The following is a 17,248-nucleotide window of genomic DNA, read 5'->3' as shown; positions in this document are numbered from 1 at the left end:
GCTGACAGGAGTACCGTGGCGTGCTTAGATCGTCGCCGATGGCCCCGGGGGGAGCCTGCATGACCATGCCACTGGATCGCTTCGCCAACTCGAGCTTGCGCGCGTCGCTGGCTTCGGCCGCGCTGCCCAAGCGCGTGCGCGACGTGCTCGAGGAACTCTACGCGCTGGCGGCCGACGAACTGTCGCGGCAGCTAGAGCGCATGCTGGTCGACTTCGAGCAGCAGTTGTTCCGGCTCGCCGACCACGCCCGCAACCAGACCGTGCAGGCCCAGCATTTCGAAACCATGCGCGCGCTGCGGCAGAACCGCGCCGACCTGGTGCCGCGTTTCCTAAGCGGATTGGAAGACGCGCTGTGCCGGATCCGCGAGCCGACCGCACCGGCCGCTGAGGAAGCCGCGACGCCGCTGCACTTCGGCGACCTGCGCCTGCTCGACGACGACGAGTCCAGCGAACACACGCTGCTTTCTGCCATCGCGCGTCGGCACGAGTCGCGGGCGGGTTTGCCGTTGCAACTGCTCGGCCAGCGCTTCGGGGTGCTCGCCGCGGCGCCGGCGTTCGACGTGGAGACCTTGCCGGTAGGCCCGCAGCAACTCGGCCTGCTGATGAGCCAGGCAAGCGAGGTGTTGCAGATCGAGCTGGACGCGAAGCTGATGCTGCTGAAGACGTTCGACCGCGAGGTGATGAGCGGCCACGAGCAGCTGATCGAAACCCTGAACACCCTGCTCGCGCGTCGCAACGTGCTGCCGAACCTGGCATTCGTGCCGCTGCGCATGCGGCCCACCGTGCAGAAGCGCGACGATGGCGAGAGCGCGGTCCCCCGTGAGGGCGGCGGGTTTGGCGGCGGCGGACATGGTGTTGGGCATGGCGGTGGCAGTGGCAGTGGCGGGCACGGTGGCGGCGGTCATGGCGGCGGCGACAGCCACGCCGGTGGCGCCCGCAGCGGCTCGAGCCCGCACACCGGCTGGCTGGGCGGTGCCAACGACCAGGCCAGCGTCGCCGAGGAGAACGAGGCGTTCGACCTGCTCCAGCAGCTCCTGTCCGGCCGCCGCGGCGCGGGCGCCGCGGCGGCCGATGCCGGTGCGCCGGCGCGCATGGCGATGCCGACCTTCGACGTGGTCAGCACCCTGGGCAAGCTGCAGGGCACCGCGCCGGCCGGTCGCAACCTGGCCGAATTGCGCCACTCGGTGCTGCTGCAGGCACGGCAACAGCTCGGCCAGCCGGCCGCGCTGTCGCGCGAAGACAGCGACACCTTCGAGCTGCTCGGCATGCTGTACGCCGAAATCGGCCGCGAGCTGCGCGCGGGTGCGGAGAACACCGCCCTGCTCGAACGGCTGCAGGTGCCGCTGTTGCGGGTCGCGCTGCAGGACCGCGCGTTCTTCGTGCGCAGCCACCACCCGGCACGACAGCTGCTCAACGCGGTCGCCGAGTCCGGCGCGCGCTGGCTCGGCGAGGACGACGTCGATCCGCACCTCAACGCGCAGCTGCAGCAGGCCGTCGAGCACGTCGTCGAGCACTACGACGGCGACGCGGCCGTGTTCGAGTCGGCCAACCACGCCTTGCAGGAAAAGCTGCAGGCGATGGCGCGCAAGGCCGAGATCAGCGAGCGCCGCCACGTCGAGGCGGCGCGCGGTAAGGAAAAGCTGGCCATGGCCAAGCGCCGCGCCAGTGAGGTCATCGAGGAGGCCGTCAGCGGCCAGGGCCTGCCGAAATTCTCGCTGACGCTGTTGACCCAGGCCTGGGCCGACGCGCTGACGCTGACCATGCTGCGCCACGGCGAGGACAGCACTGAGTGGGCGCAGCAGGTCGAGGCGACGCGGCAGATGGTCGCGGCCCACGTCAACGCGACGCCAGCGCCGGCCGGCCTGGTGAGCCAGGTCGAGGAAGCCCTGACCACGGTCGGCTACCACGCCAACGAGGCCAGCACGATCGCCACGCGGCTCACCGCCGGCGCGGCCGAGGACCACGACGACGCGGCCACGCGCACCCAGCTGGCGGTCAAGCTCAAGGCACGCGCGCGGCTGGGCGAGGATGCCGAGGAGCGGATGCCGAAGCTGCCGCCGCGCACGTCGACCGAGCAGTCCTACTACGAGCAGCTGCGCACGCTGCCGTTCGGCACCTGGTTCGAGTTCGAGAAGAACCAGCAAGGCGAGATGGTGCGCCGGCGGCTGTCCTGGTACAGCCCGATGACAGACCACGCGCTGTTCGTGAACCAGCGTGGCCACCGCGTCGGCGAGCACTCGCTCGATGGCCTGTCGCGGATGATGGCCACCGGCCGCGCGCGGCTGGTCACCGCCGACAAGGGCCGGCTGGTCGACCGCGCGTGGCAGGCCGCCCTCAACGCGCTGCGCAGCCTGGCCGGACGCGGCGACAACAGCGCGGAGGTAGGCGCATGAACGCATCGCAACAGGACGAATTCCGTCGCGTCCGCCGCCGCAAGGTCGAGGGCACGATCCAGGTCGTCGACACGATGACCGACGCGGTGGTCGGCCGGCTTGGCAACCTGTCCGAAACCGGCATGCTGCTGATCGCCAGCACGCTGCTGGTCGAGGACGCGCTGTACCAGTTCCGCTTCGTGCTGCCCGACTCGCCGCGGACCACGCTGCCGATCGAGGTCGGCGTGCACCTGCTGTGGCAGGAGCAGGCGAGCGCGTCGGGCCAGACTTGGACCGGGCTGCGTTTCATCACCATGGTCGACAGCCAGATGCAGCAGCTGCTGCAGTGGCTGGACGGGCCGGACGGCACGTTCGAATAACTCCGGCAATCCGCGGCGCGCCACGCCCGCGGGACACGATTTCCGGAGTAGCGCTGCTTGGTCATTTGGCGCGGCCGGCCTACGACAGGCCGCGCCGCCCAGCCGCTCACATGCCGGGGGCGTCGAGCGACGAGCCGGGCGCCTTGGCGCGGTGGAACAACACCGGCTCGGGCTTGTGCAGCGCATAGCCCTGCGCGTAATCGACGCCGAGCGCGGCCAGCGCCTTGACGATCTCGGCGCTGGTTACCCACTCGGCGATCACGACCAGGCCGCGCTGGTGGCCGATGTCGGTAACCGCGCGCACGATCGCCTGGCTCATCGGGTCGACCAGCAGGTCCTGGATGAAGCTGCCGTCGATCTTGATGATGTCGACCGGCAGGTTCTTGAGATAGCCGAACGAGGACATGCCGGCACCGAAGTCGTCCAGCGCCATGCGGCAACCGACCTGGCGCAGGCGCTCGATGAAGCGCGTCACCTGGGCGACGTTGCGGATCGCCACGGTCTCGGTGATTTCGAAACAGACCCGCTGCGGCGCCACCTGGTGGAGTTCCAGCAGTTCCAGCACCAGGTCGGCGAGCGACTCGTCCTCGAGGCTGGCACCGGACAGGTTGATCGTCGCCAGGCCCAGCCCGGCGCCGCTGGGGTGCAGGCGGTCGAAGTTGGCCAGCGCGGTCTCGACCACCCATCGGTCGATCATCGGCATCAGGCCGTAGCGCTCGGCGGCCGGGATGAAGGCGCCGGGCGCCACCAGCAGCCCGTCCTCGTCGCGGAAACGCAGCAGCAGCTCCACCCGCGGCGCGCCTTCCAGATCCAGCACCAGCGGCCACACCTCCTGGTACTGCAGCTGCAGCCGGCCTTCCTCGACCGCCCAACGCAGACGGTTCGCCCAGTCCATCTCGCTGCGCCGGCGTGTGGTCTCGTCGTCCTGCGCGGAATAGAAGTGGACCCGGTTGCGGCCGCTTTCCTTGGCCATGTAGCAGGCGGTGTCGGCCTGCGCGAACAGGTCCTTGAGGCTGACATTCGGGTGGTTGAGCATGACCCCGCCGATGCTGGCGGTGATGGTGTAGGCGCGCTGCTCCCAGACGAACACGTAGCCGTCGACGCGCTGGCGCATGCGCTCGGCCACCAGCCGCGCGCCATCGATGTCGTGGACGTTGGCCGCCAGCACCCCGAACTCGTCGCCGCCCAGGCGCGCCAGCACGTCGCCGCCGCGCAGCTGCTCGCGCATCATCGACGCCAACTGGATCAGCAGCTGGTCGCCGGCGATGTGGCCGGAGGTATCGTTGATCAGCTTGAACTGGTCCAGGTCGATGTACAGCAGCGCGCCGGGTTCGGCGCCCGCGGCCAGGCCGGCCAGCGCGCGCTCCAGGCGGCGTTCGAACTCGCGGCGGTTGTACAGCTCGGTCAACGCGTCATGGCTGGCCTGATAGGTCAGCAGCTCGGTCAACTGGCGCTGCTCGGAGATGTCCGAGGCCACCATCAGCAGTTTGGACTCGCCTTCCAGCTCGACCGGCTCGATCGACACGCTGGCCCAGAAGCGGTCGCCGTTGACGCTGCGCAGCAGCGCCTCGGCGTTGCTGCAGCCGACCCGGTCGGCGCGCAGCAGTTCCTCGCGCATCTCGGCGTCCTCGAACAGGGTCGGCAGTTCGACGTCGTAGACGCGCTCGCCCAGGCGGCTGCGCGAGGCCTGGTTGGCGTAGGTGATGCGGCCGTCCTCCTCGGCCAGCAGCACCAGCGCCGGCAGCAGTTCGTTGAGCGCGCGGAAGCGCTCCTCGCTCGCGCGATAGCGGCGGCTCATCGCCCAGCCCAGCTCGAGCGCGCGTCGCCGGGTGGTCGCCACCGACCACACCAGCAACGCGAGCAGCACGCTGGCCAGCAGTTCGGGCAGCAGCAGCGACTGGGTCCAGTCGAAGGCGAGCCCATTGTGGTCGCGCGGGTGCATGGCCACGCGCCACACGCGGCCGCCGTAGGCGAGATCACGATCGAAGCGCATCGGTGAGCGGGCGCTATCGTGGTTGTCGGCCAGCGGTGCGAACAGCGGATGCGCCGCGCCGCCGGTGATGTCGGTGACCTCGATGTGCAAGGCATCGCGCGCCGACGCGGGAAACGCGCTGGCGATCAGGTCGCCGGCGCCGAACGACGCCGCCAGCGAGCCGCGCATGCGGGCGCGGCGCTCGGCCAGCGTGACGGGAGGCGCGCCGGGGCTGTACACCGGCAGCCGCAGGGTCACGCCGTCCGCGCGCGCATGGCCGCCGCGCCGCTGGACCAGGCGGAACGGCGCCGAGACCGCCGGGGTGTTGCTGTCGCGCGAAGCCAGCACCGCGGCCAGGTTGGTCGGCTGGCTGTTGACGTCCAGTCCGAGCAGGCGCTGGTTGCCGGTCTGCGGCTGGACCATGGTGGTGATGTAGTGGTCGCCGTCGCCGCGCGTTTCCTTGTGGGCGTAGGCGATCGCCTGCAGGCTCGGGAAGCGCTCACGCGGCCGCAGGTTGGCGTAGGCGTGGGCGAACTCCTTCGGCTCGACCTCAAGGGAGGTCTGGTAGAGGGTCTGCACCGAGCGCAGCAGCAGTTCGCATTCCTGCAGGCGCGCGACGAGCGCGTCGTAGCCGCCTTGCGCGGTGGCCGCCAGCACCGCCTGCCGGCTGGCTTCCGCACGCCGCTGCTGCAGGTCGGCCAGCCACACCGACAACGCCGCGCCCAGCACCAGGGCCAGCAGGCTCAGTGCCCACGGCGCGGGCCCGTGCCGCCCGCGCTCGCTCGGCGCAGGTCCCTGCGGCGAGGGAGAGAATCCGTCAAAATCCGTTGACTCCCGCAAGAGACCTCCCATGTCTGCCGCTGACCCCGCGATCCTATACCCGCAGCATGTGACCGAGCTGCAAATCCGCGCTACCGAAGCATTGGCGCGCGGCGGCTTCGACCACCTGCTGGTGCCCAGCGGCACCCTGCACTACCAAGTGTTCGACGACCGCGACTACCCCTACGCCGTCAACCCGCAATTCAAGGCCTGGCTGCCGCTGGTGCGCAACCCCGGCAGCTGGCTGGTGTTCACCCCCGGCCACAAGCCCAAGCTGATCTACCTGCAGCCGTTCGACTACTGGCACGTGGTGCCGGAGGCGCCCAGCGGCTGGTGGGTGGAGCACTTCGAGATCGCCATCATCCGCACCCCGGCCGAGGCGGCGCAGCACCTGCCGACGGCGGTCGAACGCTGCGCGATCCTCGGCGAACCGCAAAGCGCGCTCGGCGGGTTCGTCCCGAACAACCCGCCGGCGGTGGTCAACTACCTCGAGTACCACCGCGCGTTCAAGACCCCATACGAGTTCGCGATGATGCGCGAGGCCACCCGCATCGGCGTGCGCGCACACCGCGCCGCCGAGGCCGGGTTCCGCGCCGGCCTCAGCGAATTCGACATCCACCTGGCGTACTGCGCGGCCGCGCGCCAGGACGCCAACGACCTGCCCTACCGCAACATCGTCGCGCTCAACGAGCACGGCGCGGTGCTGCACTACACCGAGCTGGCCACGCAGGCGCCGGGTGATGTCCGCAGTTTCCTGATCGACGCCGGCGCCAGCTTTGGCGGCTACGCCAGCGACATCACCCGCACCTACGCGCACGACACCGGCGGCGAGTTCCAGGCGCTGATCGACGCGGTCGACGGCGCGCAACGCCGGATGTGCGACCAGGTGCGGCCCGGCACCGACTACAGGCGCATCCACCTCGACGCGCACCTGGCGCTGGCCGGCATCCTCCACGACTTCGGCATCAGCAGGCTGTCGCCGGAAGCGACGGTGGAAACCGGGGTCAGCAGCGTGTTCTTCCCGCACGGCATCGGCCACGGCATCGGCCTGCAGGTGCACGACGTCGCCGGCTTCGCGCAGTCCGACCGCGGCGGCACGATCCCGAAACCCGATGGCCACCCCTACCTGCGCACCACCCGCGTGCTGGAGCCGGGGATGGTGGTGACGATCGAGCCGGGCATCTACTTCGTCGACCTGCTGCTCGACGGTCTCAAGCGCGGCGAGTACGCCGGCGCGGTCGACTGGGACCGGATCGCGGCGTTCCGCCCGTACGGCGGCATCCGCATCGAGGACGACGTGGCCTGCACCGAGGCCGCGCCGCTGAACCTGACCCGCGACGGCTTCGCCGAGACCGCATGACCACCCACTGGTGACGGGTCGCAGGCCAACAGCCGCACCGGTGCATGAGCCGAATCAGGTTCCACGCCTCAGCGCGCCGCCATCAATGCCTCGATCTCGTCGGCGCTGCGCGCCAGCTTGTCGGTCAGCACCTTCGGCGCGTCCTTGGTGACCAGCACGTCGTCCTCGGTGCGGATGCCGATGCCGCGCCACTTCGCGTCGACGGTGTTGTCGTCGGCCGAGACGTACAGGCCGGGCTCGATGGTGAACACCATGCCCGGTTCGAGCAGGCGCGATTGCCCGTCGAAGCGGTAGTCGCCGACGTCGTGCACGTCCAGGCCGAGCCAATGCCCGGTCTTGTGCCGGTAGAAGCGCTTGTAGCTGGCGTCGGCGAGGTTCTTGGCGAGCTTGCCCTTGAGCAGGCCTAGCCGGAGCAGGCCGTCGGTCAGGATCTCGACCGCGGCGATGTGACCGGCTTCGTAGGCCACACCGGGCCGCGCCTGCGCCAGCGCCGCGGCCTGCGCCGCGCCGACCAGGTCGTGCAGCGCGCGCTGCTCCTTCGAGAAGCGGCCGTTGACCGGGAACGTGCGGGTGATATCGGCCGCGTAGCCGCGGTACTCGGCGCCGGCATCGACCAGCACCAGGTCGCCGTCGCGCGCGGCCGCGTTGTTGTCGCGGTAGTGCAGCACGCAGGCATTGGCGCCGGCGCCGACGATGCTGCCGTAGGCCGGCACCGCGTCGTGCATGCGGAACACGCATTCGATCTGCGCCTGCAGCTCGTACTCGCGGATGCCGGGGCGCGCGGCCTGCATCGCCGCGACGTGCGCCTGCACGCTGATGTCGGCAGCGCGCTGCATCAGCTTGAGCTCGTCGCGGTCCTTGAACAGGCGCATCTCGTCGAGCAGGTGGCCCAGCTCGAGGAACTCATGCGGCGGCTGCGCGCCCTGCCGCACCATCGCGCGCACGCGGTTGAGCCAGCCGATCAGCTTGAGGTCGAAATCGGCGTCGCGGCCGAAGTGGTAATAGACGCGCGAGCGGCCTTCGAGCAGGCCGGGCAGGATGTCGTCGAGGTCCTCGATCGGGTAGGCATCGTCGAGGCCGAACGCCTCGACCGCGCCCTCCGGGCCGAAGCGCGGGCCATCCCAGCCTTCGCGCTCGGGGTCGCGCTCGCGACAGAACAGCAGGGTCTCGCCGTGCTTGCGCCCGGGCACCAGCACCAGCACTGCCTCGGGTTCAGGGAAGCCGGTCAGGTACCACAGGTCGGAGTCCTGCCGGTACGGGAAGTGGGTGTCGCGGCTGCGGATGCGTTCGAGCGCGGCCGGCAGCACCAGGATCGCCTCGTCGCCGGCCAGCCGCATCAGCTGCTTGCGGCGCTTCGCGTAAGCCGCCGCCGGCAGGCCGCTGGCGCCGGCCACGTCAGTTCAACCGCTGCCGGTGCTGCGCGGCCAGCACGCAGTCGCCGTGCAGCAGCAGCACCGCGACGCGCACGAATTCCTCGATCTCGACCAGCGCCGCCTCGTCCTCTTCGTCGCCGTCGTCCTGCGGCTGCGCGGCGGCGAGCTTGGCGATGTCGCCAAGCGCCTCGCTGCCCTCCTCCGACAGCGGCGGCTTGGCGCCGGTGGCCAGTCCGAACGCGCCCAGGAACCCGCGGCACCAGTCGAACAACGCGCCGCTGCGCTCGGACAGCGGCGCGTCGACGTCGGGCAGCAGCAATTCGAAGGTGAAGCTGCGGTCGGCCAGTTGCGCGGCGCTGACAGTGCGCAGTTCATCGAGCGCGCCGCCGGCGGCCGGCGTGGCCACGCCGTCGTCGGCGAGCACCTTGGCCGGCCATTCGCGGACGGCATCGCCGCCGCCGGCCAACCAGCCGCACAGCGCGCCATGCAGTTCGCTGGCGTCGGTGGCGAGCGAGAGTCGGCGGATTTCCGCGTCGACGGCGGACAGTTCGGGCAGTTCGGAGGCGTCGGGTGCGGGCACGGGAAGGTCGCCGGGCGGCGGTTTGCTCAGGTTGCGGGCAGTGTAGCAATCCGCCCACGCGCGCCGGTTGCCCGCACGCGTCCGCGCCTACACACTGCACGCTGCCACGCCCAGCACCCGGTGCCCGTGCGTCCGTATTCGTCCCTGATTGCCGCCGCCGGGCTGATCGCCACGGCGCTCCTGCTCGGTCCCGGCCTCGCGCCGCGCGCCGAGGCGGCCACGCGCGAGTTCTACTTCGAGCGCGTCGGCCGCGGCCAGGGGCTGGCGCAGAACACCGTCAACGCCCTGGCGCAGGACAGCCAGGGCTTCGTCTGGGTCGGCACCCAGGGCGGCCTGCACCGCTACGACGGGCAACGCTACGTGCTGTACCGGCACGACCCGCGCGACCCGGCCAGCCTGCCCGACAGCTACGTCACCGCGCTGGCGCTGGAAGCCGACCGCGCGCTGTGGATCGGCACCTATTCGCAGTATGTCGCGCGCCTCGACCTGGGCAACGGCCGCATCCGCCGCTACAAGCTCGATAACGCTGGCAGCCACGCCAGCCAGCAGGCCGTCGCCGTGCTGCCGCTGGCCGGCCAGGTCTGGGTCGGCACCCTGGCCGGCCTGCAACGGCTCGACCCGGACAGCGGCGAGCGCGCCACGCTGGTCCAGCTCGACCCGCGCCGCCAACGCGAACTGCCGTGGCAGACGCTGATCCCCGGTCGCGACCGCGACGCCTGGTATGGCAGCCCGGTGGGCCTGTTCCACATCGACGCGCGCGGCAGCCTGCGCCGGGTCGGCCCGATCGAGCCGGTGCGCAGCCTGCGCCTGGACCACCGCGGCCAGCTCTGGGTCGGCCGCACCGACGGACTGTACCGGTTGCACTCGAACGGCGCCGCGCTGCTCAAGGCCTGGCCGGCGGCCAACGCCCCGGCCGACGCCGGCGGCGACATCCGCGCGATCGCCGAAGCCCCCGACCGCCGGCTTTGGCTGTCGGTGTACGGCCAGGGCCTGCGCCGCTACGACCCGGCCAGCGGCGCGAGCAAGGGCATTCGCGAGGAGCACGGCATCGATGCCAGCCTGCCGGAGGACACGATCAACGCGCTGATGGTCGATCGCGGCGGCATGCTCTGGGTCGGTGGCCAGTTCCGCGGCGTCGCCATCGCCGACCCGCGCGGTACCCGCTTCAGCTACGTGCTGGACCTGGCCAGTGGCCGCGCCGACAACGTCGCCGCCGATGACAGCGTGCGCGCGGTCGCCGACGACGGCTTGGGCGGGCTGTGGCTCGGCACCGACAACGCACGTCTGCTGCGCTACGACCTCGGCGCGGACCGCTTCGACGACCTCACCTCCCTGCTGCCGTCCACCCCGCGGCCCGGCCATCCGCTCGTGCGCGTGATGGGCATCGCCCCAGCCGGGCACGGCCGGCTGTGGCTGGCGACGACCCACGGCCTGGTCCGACTCGACCCGGCCGCCCGCCGGGCCGAACCGATCGCGCTCGGCGCGATGACCGGCGCCAGCCTGCGCAGCCTGGCGGTCGACCGCCACGGCGACCTGTGGCTCGGCACCTCCACCCAAGGCGCGCTCCATTACCGCCGCCAGTCCGGGCAGGTGGTGCACTACAGCCATGCCGATGGCGACCCGCGCCGGCTCTCGCACCCGATGGTGCATGCGGTGCACGAGGACCGCCGCGGGCGGATCTGGTTCGGCACCGGCGACGGCCTCGACCTGCTGGATCCTGCCACCGGCACGCTACGCCACTTTCGCCACGCGACCACCCGCCCCGACAGCCTCCCGGGCAACCTGGTGCGGGCTTTGAGCCAGAGCCCCGACGGCACCGTGTGGGTCGGCACCCATGCCGGCCTGAGCCGGGTGATCGAACACGCCGACGGCCGCATCGGCTTCGCCCACCCGCTCGCCGACAGCCTCGGCGAGCACGCGGTGCCAGTGGTTTACTCGATCGCCGAAGCCCCGGCTGGGCAGCTGTGGCTGGGCACCGACAACGGCATCGTGCGCTTCGACACGAGCACCCAGCTGTCGCGCAACTACGGCCTGACCGATGGCCTGCAGGACACGGAGTTCAACGGCGGCGCGGTCGCCCGGCTCAAGGACGGCCGGCTGGCATTCGGCGGCGTGCGCGGCCTCAACCTGTTCCATCCCGAGCGCGTCAGCGACTCGCGCTACACCCCGCCGGTGCGCCTGCTGTCCGCCCGCATCGGCGCCGACGCCCCCGGCGACGGCGGCGCGCTGTGGCAGCCGTCGCAGCTGGAGGTCCCCGACGGAGCCGACATCCTGCGCCTGCGCATCGGCGCGCTCGACTTCGCCCCGTCCGCCAACCTGCATTACCGCTACCGCATGGACGGCTTCGACCAGGGCTGGATCGACAACGGCACCCAGCACGACGTGTCGTACACGCGCCTGCCGCCGGGCGAGTACACCTTCCGCGCCCAGGTCACCAACCGCGACGGCGCCTGGACCGGGCAGGAACTGACGCTGCCGGTGCGGGTTGCGCCGCCGGTGTGGCGACACCCGCTCGCGCTCGCGGCGGCGGCACTGGCGTTCCTGGTGTTCGCGCTGGTGATGGTGCGGCGCTGGCGGCTGCGCCGCGAGCGCGAGCGCGGCTACTTCGAACAGATCCGCGAACGCGAGGAGCGGCTCAAGCTGGCGCTGTGGGCGTCGGGCGAGCAGTTCTGGGACTACGACCTGGCCACCGGCACGCTGCACCGCATGCGCGCCGACGACCGCGTCGGCCCGACCCCGGTGATCGGCGTGCACACCCAGCTCGACACCAGCCACGAGATCCACCCCGAAGACGCCCCGCGCGTGCTCGAGCTGCTGCGCCAGCACCTGCGCGGCGACGTGGCGCTGTTCCAGTCCGAGCACCGGATCCGCGACCCCGCCGGGCAATGGGCGTGGATGCGCGCGCGCGGGCGCGTGGTCGAGCGCGGCCCAGACGGCCGCGGGTTGCGCGTGGCCGGCACCGCGCGCGACATCACCGCCAGCCGCAGCGCCGAACGCGAACGCCGCGTGTCGAGCGAGGTGCTGCGCAGCATGGCCGAGGCGGTGGCCGTGTTCGATCGCCACTTCGTCTTCATTTCGGTCAACCCCGCGTTCACCCGCATGGCCGGCTACAGCGACGCCGAGGTGATCGGCCGCTCGACCAGCCTGATCGACAGCTCGCAGCACGACAACGACTTCTACCGGCAGATGCGCGCCGAACTCGAGCGCAACGGCCGCTGGTCCGGCGAGGTCTGGCAGCAGCGCAAGGACGGCAGCGAGTTCCTGTGCTGGGTGCAGGCCAGCGCGGTGCTCGACGCGCAAGGCCAGCGCAGCCATTTCGTCGCGGTGCTGTCGGACATCACCGACCAGAAGCGCGCCGAGCAGGAACTGCGCTACCTGGCCAATTACGACACGCTGACCAGCCTGCCCAACCGCGCGCTGCTGTCCGAGCGGCTGTCGCGCGCGATCGTGCGTGCGCGCCGCAACGGCACCCGCATCGCGGTGCTGTTCCTCGACTTGGACCGCTTCAAGGACATCAACGACTCGCTCGGCCATGCCGCCGGCGACCGCATCCTGCGCGCCGCCGCGGCCCGCCTGCAGCAGACCGTGGGGCCCGAGCACACCGTCGCGCGCCTGGGCGGCGACGAGTTCACCGTGGTGCTGGAGGACGTCGCCACCGCCGAGGACGCCGAGCAGGTCGCGCGCGACCTGATCACCGCGTTCGAGGCGCCGCTGGATTTCGACGAGCGCCACGACATGTCGATCTCGCCGTCGATCGGCATCAGCCTGTACCCCGACCACGCGCACGTGCCGACCGACCTGCTCAAGCACGCCGACACCGCGATGTACCAGGCCAAGGCTGCCGGCCGCCGCACTTTCATGCGCTATACCGAGTCGATGGACATCGAGATCCGCGGCCGCGCGACGATCTCCGCGGCGCTGCGCAAGGTGCTCGACCGCAACGAGCTGCGGCTGGTGTTCCAGCCGCGCCTGTCGTTGCCCGATTCGCGCATCACCGGGGTCGAGGCGCTGCTGCGCTGGACCAGCGCCGAGCACGGCGAGATCCCGCCGTCGACGTTCATCCCGCTGGCCGAGGAAAACGGGCTGATCCTGGAGATCGGCGAATGGGTGCTGCGCCAGGCCTGCGCGGTGCTTAGGCAATGGCGCCAACAGGGCCTGCTCGACCTGACGATGGCGGTCAACGTCTCGGCGCTGCAGCTGCTGCGCGGCGACCTGCCCGACGTGGTAGCTCGCGTGCTCGACGAAACCGGCGTGCCGGCCGAATGCCTGGAGCTGGAGCTCACCGAGAGCGTGATCATGGCCAACGCCGAACAGACCGCGGCCACGCTGCAGGCATTCCGCACCCTCGGCGTCGGCCTGGCGGTCGACGACTTCGGCACCGGCTATTCGTCGCTGGCCTACCTCAAGCGCCTGCCGATCACCACGCTGAAGATCGACAAGGAATTCATCGGCGACCTGACCCACGACCCCGACGACGCGGCGATCACCAGCACCGTGATCACGATGGCGCATTCGCTGGGGCTGGTGGTGGTTGCCGAGGGCGTCGAGACCGCCGCGCAGATGCAGTTCCTGCGCGAACATCACTGCGACGAGATCCAGGGCTACTGGCTGGCCCGGCCGCTGGACGCAGCGCATTGCCTGGCGTTCATCCACGGCTGGGCGCCGCCGCAGCCCGTCGCCGTCATGGCCGACGCCACGCCTTGACCCGGTCGGGTGCGCTGCCTATCGTGCCGCCATGGACCGCGCCGAACTGATCGCCCAACTGCAGTCGCTGGCCGCGCGCTTCGACGAACTGGCCGAGCGCAGCCGCCGCCTCGCGGACGAGAACCGCAGCCTGCGCCAGCAGCAGGAGCAGTTGTCGGGCGAACGGGCCGCGCTGCTGGCCAAGAACGAACAGGCGCGCACCCGGGTCGAGGCGATGATCGCGCGGCTGAAGACGCTGGAGCAGCACACGTGAGCAACTCCAGCAGCGAGCCGGTGGTGATCCGCCTGCTCGACCGCGAATACACCGTCGGCTGCGAACCGGGCGAGCGCGACAGCCTGCTGGTCGCGGCCAAACTGCTCGACGGCAAAATGCGCGAGATCCGCGGCAGCAACCGCATGGCCGCGCTCGATCGCGTCGCGGTGCTGGCCGCGCTCAACTTCGCGCACGAGCTGCAGCAACTGCGCGGCGACGCCGAAGGCCGCGACCGGGAACTGGAACGCACGCTCGGCGACCTGCACCGCAAGCTCGACGGCCTGCTCGATACGCCGTCGCGCTGAGGCGACATGACAACGTCGCCATGAATCGCCGCACACCACGGCCGACGAGCGGACATGCCTTCGCCGATGCGCGCGTTATACTTTGCCCACGTCCTCTGCTGTGAGCGACGGCGTGCGTAAACATTCGCCTTGCCCCTTAAGCACGACCGCGGGGGCGCAGCGGAAGCCAGGAGTGCAGGTCCGCCTTGTAGCGGGAAGCCCGACGGCCTCCAAGCGTCCCCACTTGAACCCCGGGTTCAAGGTCGTTTCGCACGCATCGCCACGGCGGAGGACTTTTCTTTTTGCGATCCACCCAGCACGCTCGTCGAGCGCGTTGCGTGGATCGCATTGTTTGGATCGCATGGCGCGGATCACCTCAAGCGGATCGCACCTCTCGGTTGCACTCGCTGGGAGCCTCTTCCCACGTCCATGCTTCATCCCAGCCCCTGACCGGATCACCGCATGACGTCCGATCGTGATGCCCTGCGCCGCGAGTTGCGCGCACGCCGCCGCAACCTCGCCCCGCAGCAGCGCATCGCCGGCGCCGACGGTCTCGCTCCCCGCTTGCTCGAACTGCCGTTCGCACCCGCGGCCGGATACGTCGCCGGCTACTGGGCGATGGATGGCGAGATCGCACTGCACGCCTGGCAGCTGCGCCTGCCGCGCGAGTGCAGCTACTGCCTGCCGGTGCTGCACGAGGACGGCCTGCTGCGGTTCGCGCCTTGGCAGCCGGGCGATGGCCTGGTCAGCAACCGCTTTGGTATCCCCGAACCCGACCTCGCGCCCTCATCGCTGCTCGATGCGCACGACATGGCGCTGGTGGTGTTGCCGTTGGTGGGGTTCGATGCGCATGGCCACCGGCTCGGCATGGGCGGCGGCTGGTACGATCGCAGCTTCGCGTTCCGGCAGGGCCAGGCCGCACCGCCGTGGCTGGTGGGCGCCGCGTTCGCGGCCCAGCAGGTCGATGCGCTCGACGCCGCCGATTGGGACGTCGCACTCGACGCGGTCTGCACCGAAACCACCACCCACGACTTCCGGCCCCTTGCCGCATGACCGCACGCCGCCGCTACTGGCTGATGAAATCCGAACCGGACGCGTTCTCCATCGACGACCTGCAACGCGTCGGCACCGAGCCGTGGACCGGCGTGCGCAACTACCAGGCACGCAACAACATGCGCGCGATGCAGGTCGGCGACGGCGTGCTGTTCTACCACTCCAGCTGCGACGTGCCCGGCATCGTCGGCACCGCCACCGTGGCCAGCGTGCCGTACCCGGACCCGACCCAGTTCGAGGCCAAGTCGGACTATTTCGACCCCAAGAGCACGCACGCCGAACCGCGCTGGCAATTGGTCGACGTGAGCTTCGAACGCAAGCTCGCGCGCACCATCGCGCTGGAGGAGATCCGCCAGCACGCGGACAAGCTTGGCGAGGAGTTCGCGCTGATCCGGCGCGGCAGCCGGCTGTCGGTGCTGCCGGTCAGCGCCGCGCAGTGGAAGCTGCTGCTGTCCCTCGAGTAACGCTCGACCCTACCTCCCTACCCCAGCCCCGACGAACCTGACCCCATGAGCGAAGCCAAGCGCCTGGCCGGCGAGAAAGCCATCGATTACGTCGAGGACGGCATGATCGTCGGGGTCGGCACCGGCTCGACCGTCGCGTTCTTCATCGACGCACTGGCCAAGGTCAAGGAACGCATCGCCGGGGCGGTGTCGAGTTCCGAGCAAAGCACCCAGCGCCTGCGCGCGCACGGCATCGAGGTGCTCGATCTCAACGCGACCGGCCCGCTGTCGCTGTATGTGGATGGCGCCGACGAGTGCGACCCGCACAAGCGCCTGATCAAGGGCGGCGGCGCAGCGCTGACCCGCGAGAAAATCATCGCCGAGGCGAGCGCGAAGTTCGTCTGCATCATCGACCCGGCCAAGCGCGTCGACGTGCTCGGCAAGTTCCCGCTGCCGGTCGAGGTGATCCCGATGGCGCGCAGCCTGGTCGCGCGCGAGATCCTCGCCCTGACCCGCGCGCAGCCGGTCTGGCGGCAAGACGCCGAAGGCCGCGGCGTCGTCACCGACAACGGCAACGGCATCCTCGATATCCACGGCCTGGCGATCACCGACCCGGTCGCGCTGGAGTCGGCGCTCAACCAGATCCCCGGCGTGGTCAGCGTCGGCCTGTTCGCGCGCCGCCCCGCGGACGTGGTGATCGTCGGCGGCGAACCGCCGCAGGTGCTGTAAGAGGTATGGGGTGTGGGTCGTGATGGATTCGAACCATCGACCAGCGGATTAAAAGTCCGATGCTCTACCGACTGAGCTAACGACCCATAGCGCCCGGCATGGCGCCGGGGGCGTGCATTCTAACGCAACCGGTGCGGCCGATGCAGACGGCGGGCGGCGATTGCGTGCCGCTTTTTGCTTCAAGTACCGCGAGAGAGGCGGCGCGCGAGCGGCGACGGCCTCAGGCGTAGCGCGTCGGGTCGGCGATGCCGGCGGCGGCGAAGCCGTCGGCGCGCAGCCGGCAGGCGTCGCAATGGCCGCACGCTCGCCCGAGGGCGTCGGCCTGGTAGCACGACACGGTCTGCGCGAAATCGACGCCGAGGCGGATGCCCTCGCGGACGATGTCGGCCTTGCTCAGGTATTGCAGCGGCGCGTGCACGCGCAGGCCCGCGCCTTCGACGCCGGCCTTGGTGGCCAGGTTGGCCAACTGCTGGAAGGCGTCGATGAACTCCGGCCGGCAATCCGGGTAACCGGAATAGTCCACCGCGTTGACGCCGCAGAAGATGTCGGCAGCACCGAGCACCTCGGCCCAGCCCAGCGCGACCGACAGCATGATGGTGTTGCGCGCCGGCACGTAGGTCACCGGGATGTCGTCCTTGGCAGCGTCGACGCCGACCGGGTGCTGGTCGCCGTCGAGCGGGACGCCGATGCTGTCGTCGGTCAGCGCCGAGCCGCCGATGCTGCGCAGGTCGACGTTGACGGTCTTGTGCGCGACCGCGCCGAGTGCGCTCGCGACCCGGTCGGCGGCATCGAGCTCGGAGGTATGGCGCTGGCCGTAGCGCACGCTCAAGGCGTGCACCGCGAAGCCCTGCTCGCGTGCAAGCGCGACCACGACGGCGGAGTCCATTCCCCCGGAAACGAGGACGACGGCGTTTTTCATCGGCGAG

The 17,248-nt window shown here is 70.6% G+C and carries 13 protein-coding genes, 1 tRNA gene and 1 other RNA gene; 10 read left to right on the top strand and 5 right to left on the bottom strand.

The features are described 5' to 3' along the window. Positions 1-59 precede the first annotated feature (59 nt). Together ACFQZQ_RS07830 and ACFQZQ_RS07825 are read left to right on the top strand one after the other, a co-directional pair. Positions 60-2,393: a DUF1631 family protein gene (locus ACFQZQ_RS07830; RefSeq protein ID WP_386812193.1), complete on the top strand. Its 2,334-nt coding sequence runs from the start codon at positions 60-62 to the stop codon at positions 2,391-2,393. Continuing rightward, positions 2,390-2,752, top strand: a complete 363-nt coding sequence (locus ACFQZQ_RS07825) for a PilZ domain-containing protein (protein WP_386812192.1) — start codon at positions 2,390-2,392, stop codon at positions 2,750-2,752. Before ACFQZQ_RS07830 ends, ACFQZQ_RS07825 begins: the two co-directional genes overlap by 4 nt. A gap of 106 nt (positions 2,753-2,858) precedes the next feature. Here ACFQZQ_RS07825 and ACFQZQ_RS07820 read toward each other — a convergent pair whose 3' ends face one another. Beyond that, positions 2,859-5,564 carry a bifunctional diguanylate cyclase/phosphodiesterase gene (locus ACFQZQ_RS07820; protein ID WP_386812191.1) on the bottom strand — a complete coding sequence of 902 codons (2,706 nt, stop codon included), beginning with the start codon at positions 5,562-5,564 and terminating at the stop codon, positions 2,859-2,861. 10 nt (positions 5,565-5,574) lie between these two features. Between ACFQZQ_RS07820 and pepQ the strand changes: the two genes are divergently transcribed. Beyond that, on the top strand, positions 5,575-6,903 hold the full coding sequence (gene pepQ, locus ACFQZQ_RS07815; RefSeq protein ID WP_386812190.1) for a Xaa-Pro dipeptidase: 1,329 nt from the start codon (positions 5,575-5,577) through the stop codon (positions 6,901-6,903). A gap of 68 nt (positions 6,904-6,971) precedes the next feature. Here pepQ and ACFQZQ_RS07810 read toward each other — a convergent pair whose 3' ends face one another. Both ACFQZQ_RS07810 and ACFQZQ_RS07805 read right to left on the bottom strand, forming a co-directional pair. Continuing rightward, the gene (locus ACFQZQ_RS07810) at positions 6,972-8,297 is read right to left on the bottom strand and encodes an aminopeptidase P N-terminal domain-containing protein (RefSeq protein WP_386812189.1); all 1,326 of its coding nucleotides are present in this window, start codon (positions 8,295-8,297) and stop codon (positions 6,972-6,974) included. A 1-nt stretch (position 8,298) separates the two neighbouring features. Next, positions 8,299-8,856 carry a UPF0149 family protein gene (locus tag ACFQZQ_RS07805; RefSeq protein WP_386812188.1) on the bottom strand — a complete coding sequence of 186 codons (558 nt, stop codon included), beginning with the start codon at positions 8,854-8,856 and terminating at the stop codon, positions 8,299-8,301. A gap of 120 nt (positions 8,857-8,976) precedes the next feature. On the opposite strand from ACFQZQ_RS07805, the gene ACFQZQ_RS07800 reads away from it, so the two are divergent. The 7 genes from ACFQZQ_RS07800 (at position 8,977) to rpiA (ending at position 16,322) form a co-directional block, all read left to right on the top strand. Then, on the top strand, positions 8,977-13,560 hold the full coding sequence (locus tag ACFQZQ_RS07800) for an EAL domain-containing protein (RefSeq protein ID WP_386812187.1): 4,584 nt from the start codon (positions 8,977-8,979) through the stop codon (positions 13,558-13,560). 31 nt (positions 13,561-13,591) lie between these two features. After that, positions 13,592-13,813, top strand: a complete 222-nt coding sequence (locus tag ACFQZQ_RS07795) for a TIGR02449 family protein (protein WP_386812186.1) — start codon at positions 13,592-13,594, stop codon at positions 13,811-13,813. Next, entirely contained in the window at positions 13,810-14,118 is a 309-nt protein-coding gene (locus ACFQZQ_RS07790) for a cell division protein ZapA (protein WP_386812185.1), read from the top strand. The genes ACFQZQ_RS07795 and ACFQZQ_RS07790 overlap by 4 nt, the downstream gene beginning before the upstream one ends. An 89-nt stretch (positions 14,119-14,207) precedes the next feature. After that, positions 14,208-14,393, top strand: a non-coding RNA gene (ssrS, locus tag ACFQZQ_RS07785) — 6S RNA. A 166-nt stretch (positions 14,394-14,559) separates the two neighbouring features. Next, a complete protein-coding gene (locus ACFQZQ_RS07780; RefSeq protein ID WP_386812184.1) occupies positions 14,560-15,150 on the top strand; it encodes a 5-formyltetrahydrofolate cyclo-ligase in 591 nt (196 codons plus the stop codon). Then, the gene (locus ACFQZQ_RS07775) at positions 15,147-15,614 is read left to right on the top strand and encodes an EVE domain-containing protein (protein WP_386812183.1); all 468 of its coding nucleotides are present in this window, start codon (positions 15,147-15,149) and stop codon (positions 15,612-15,614) included. The genes ACFQZQ_RS07780 and ACFQZQ_RS07775 overlap by 4 nt, the downstream gene beginning before the upstream one ends. Before the next feature lie 45 nt (positions 15,615-15,659). Continuing rightward, entirely contained in the window at positions 15,660-16,322 is a 663-nt protein-coding gene (gene rpiA, locus ACFQZQ_RS07770; protein ID WP_386812182.1) for a ribose-5-phosphate isomerase RpiA, read from the top strand. Between the two features lie 13 nt (positions 16,323-16,335). On the opposite strand, the gene ACFQZQ_RS07765 is transcribed toward rpiA, so the two are convergent. After that, positions 16,336-16,408, bottom strand: a tRNA-Lys gene (locus ACFQZQ_RS07765). Positions 16,409-16,542: 134 nt separating this feature from the next. Next, positions 16,543-17,241 carry a 7-cyano-7-deazaguanine synthase QueC gene (gene queC, locus ACFQZQ_RS07760; protein ID WP_386812181.1) on the bottom strand — a complete coding sequence of 233 codons (699 nt, stop codon included), beginning with the start codon at positions 17,239-17,241 and terminating at the stop codon, positions 16,543-16,545. Positions 17,242-17,248: the final 7 nt, after the last annotated feature.

The organism is Lysobacter koreensis, assembly GCF_042677045.1.
Taxonomy (GTDB): Bacteria; Pseudomonadota; Gammaproteobacteria; order Xanthomonadales; family Xanthomonadaceae; genus Lysobacter_K; species Lysobacter_K koreensis.
The sequence above is the reverse complement of the archived record's forward strand: the minus strand, read 5'-3'. Positions and strand labels throughout refer to the sequence as shown.

Bases quoted from the DNA above. Each gene is read 5' to 3' on its own strand.
- ACFQZQ_RS07775 (WP_386812183.1), top strand. From the start codon at position 15,147: ATGACCGCACGCCGCCGCTACTGGCTGATGAAATCCGAACCGGACGCG.
- queC (WP_386812181.1), bottom strand. From the start codon at position 17,241: ATGAAAAACGCCGTCGTCCTCGTTTCCGGGGGAATGGACTCCGCCGTC.
- ACFQZQ_RS07795 (WP_386812186.1), top strand. From the start codon at position 13,592: ATGGACCGCGCCGAACTGATCGCCCAACTGCAGTCGCTGGCCGCGCGC.
- pepQ (WP_386812190.1), top strand. From the start codon at position 5,575: ATGTCTGCCGCTGACCCCGCGATCCTATACCCGCAGCATGTGACCGAG.
- rpiA (WP_386812182.1), top strand. From the start codon at position 15,660: ATGAGCGAAGCCAAGCGCCTGGCCGGCGAGAAAGCCATCGATTACGTC.
- ACFQZQ_RS07825 (WP_386812192.1), top strand. From the start codon at position 2,390: ATGAACGCATCGCAACAGGACGAATTCCGTCGCGTCCGCCGCCGCAAG.
- ACFQZQ_RS07780 (WP_386812184.1), top strand. From the start codon at position 14,560: ATGACGTCCGATCGTGATGCCCTGCGCCGCGAGTTGCGCGCACGCCGC.
- ACFQZQ_RS07830 (WP_386812193.1), top strand. From the start codon at position 60: ATGACCATGCCACTGGATCGCTTCGCCAACTCGAGCTTGCGCGCGTCG.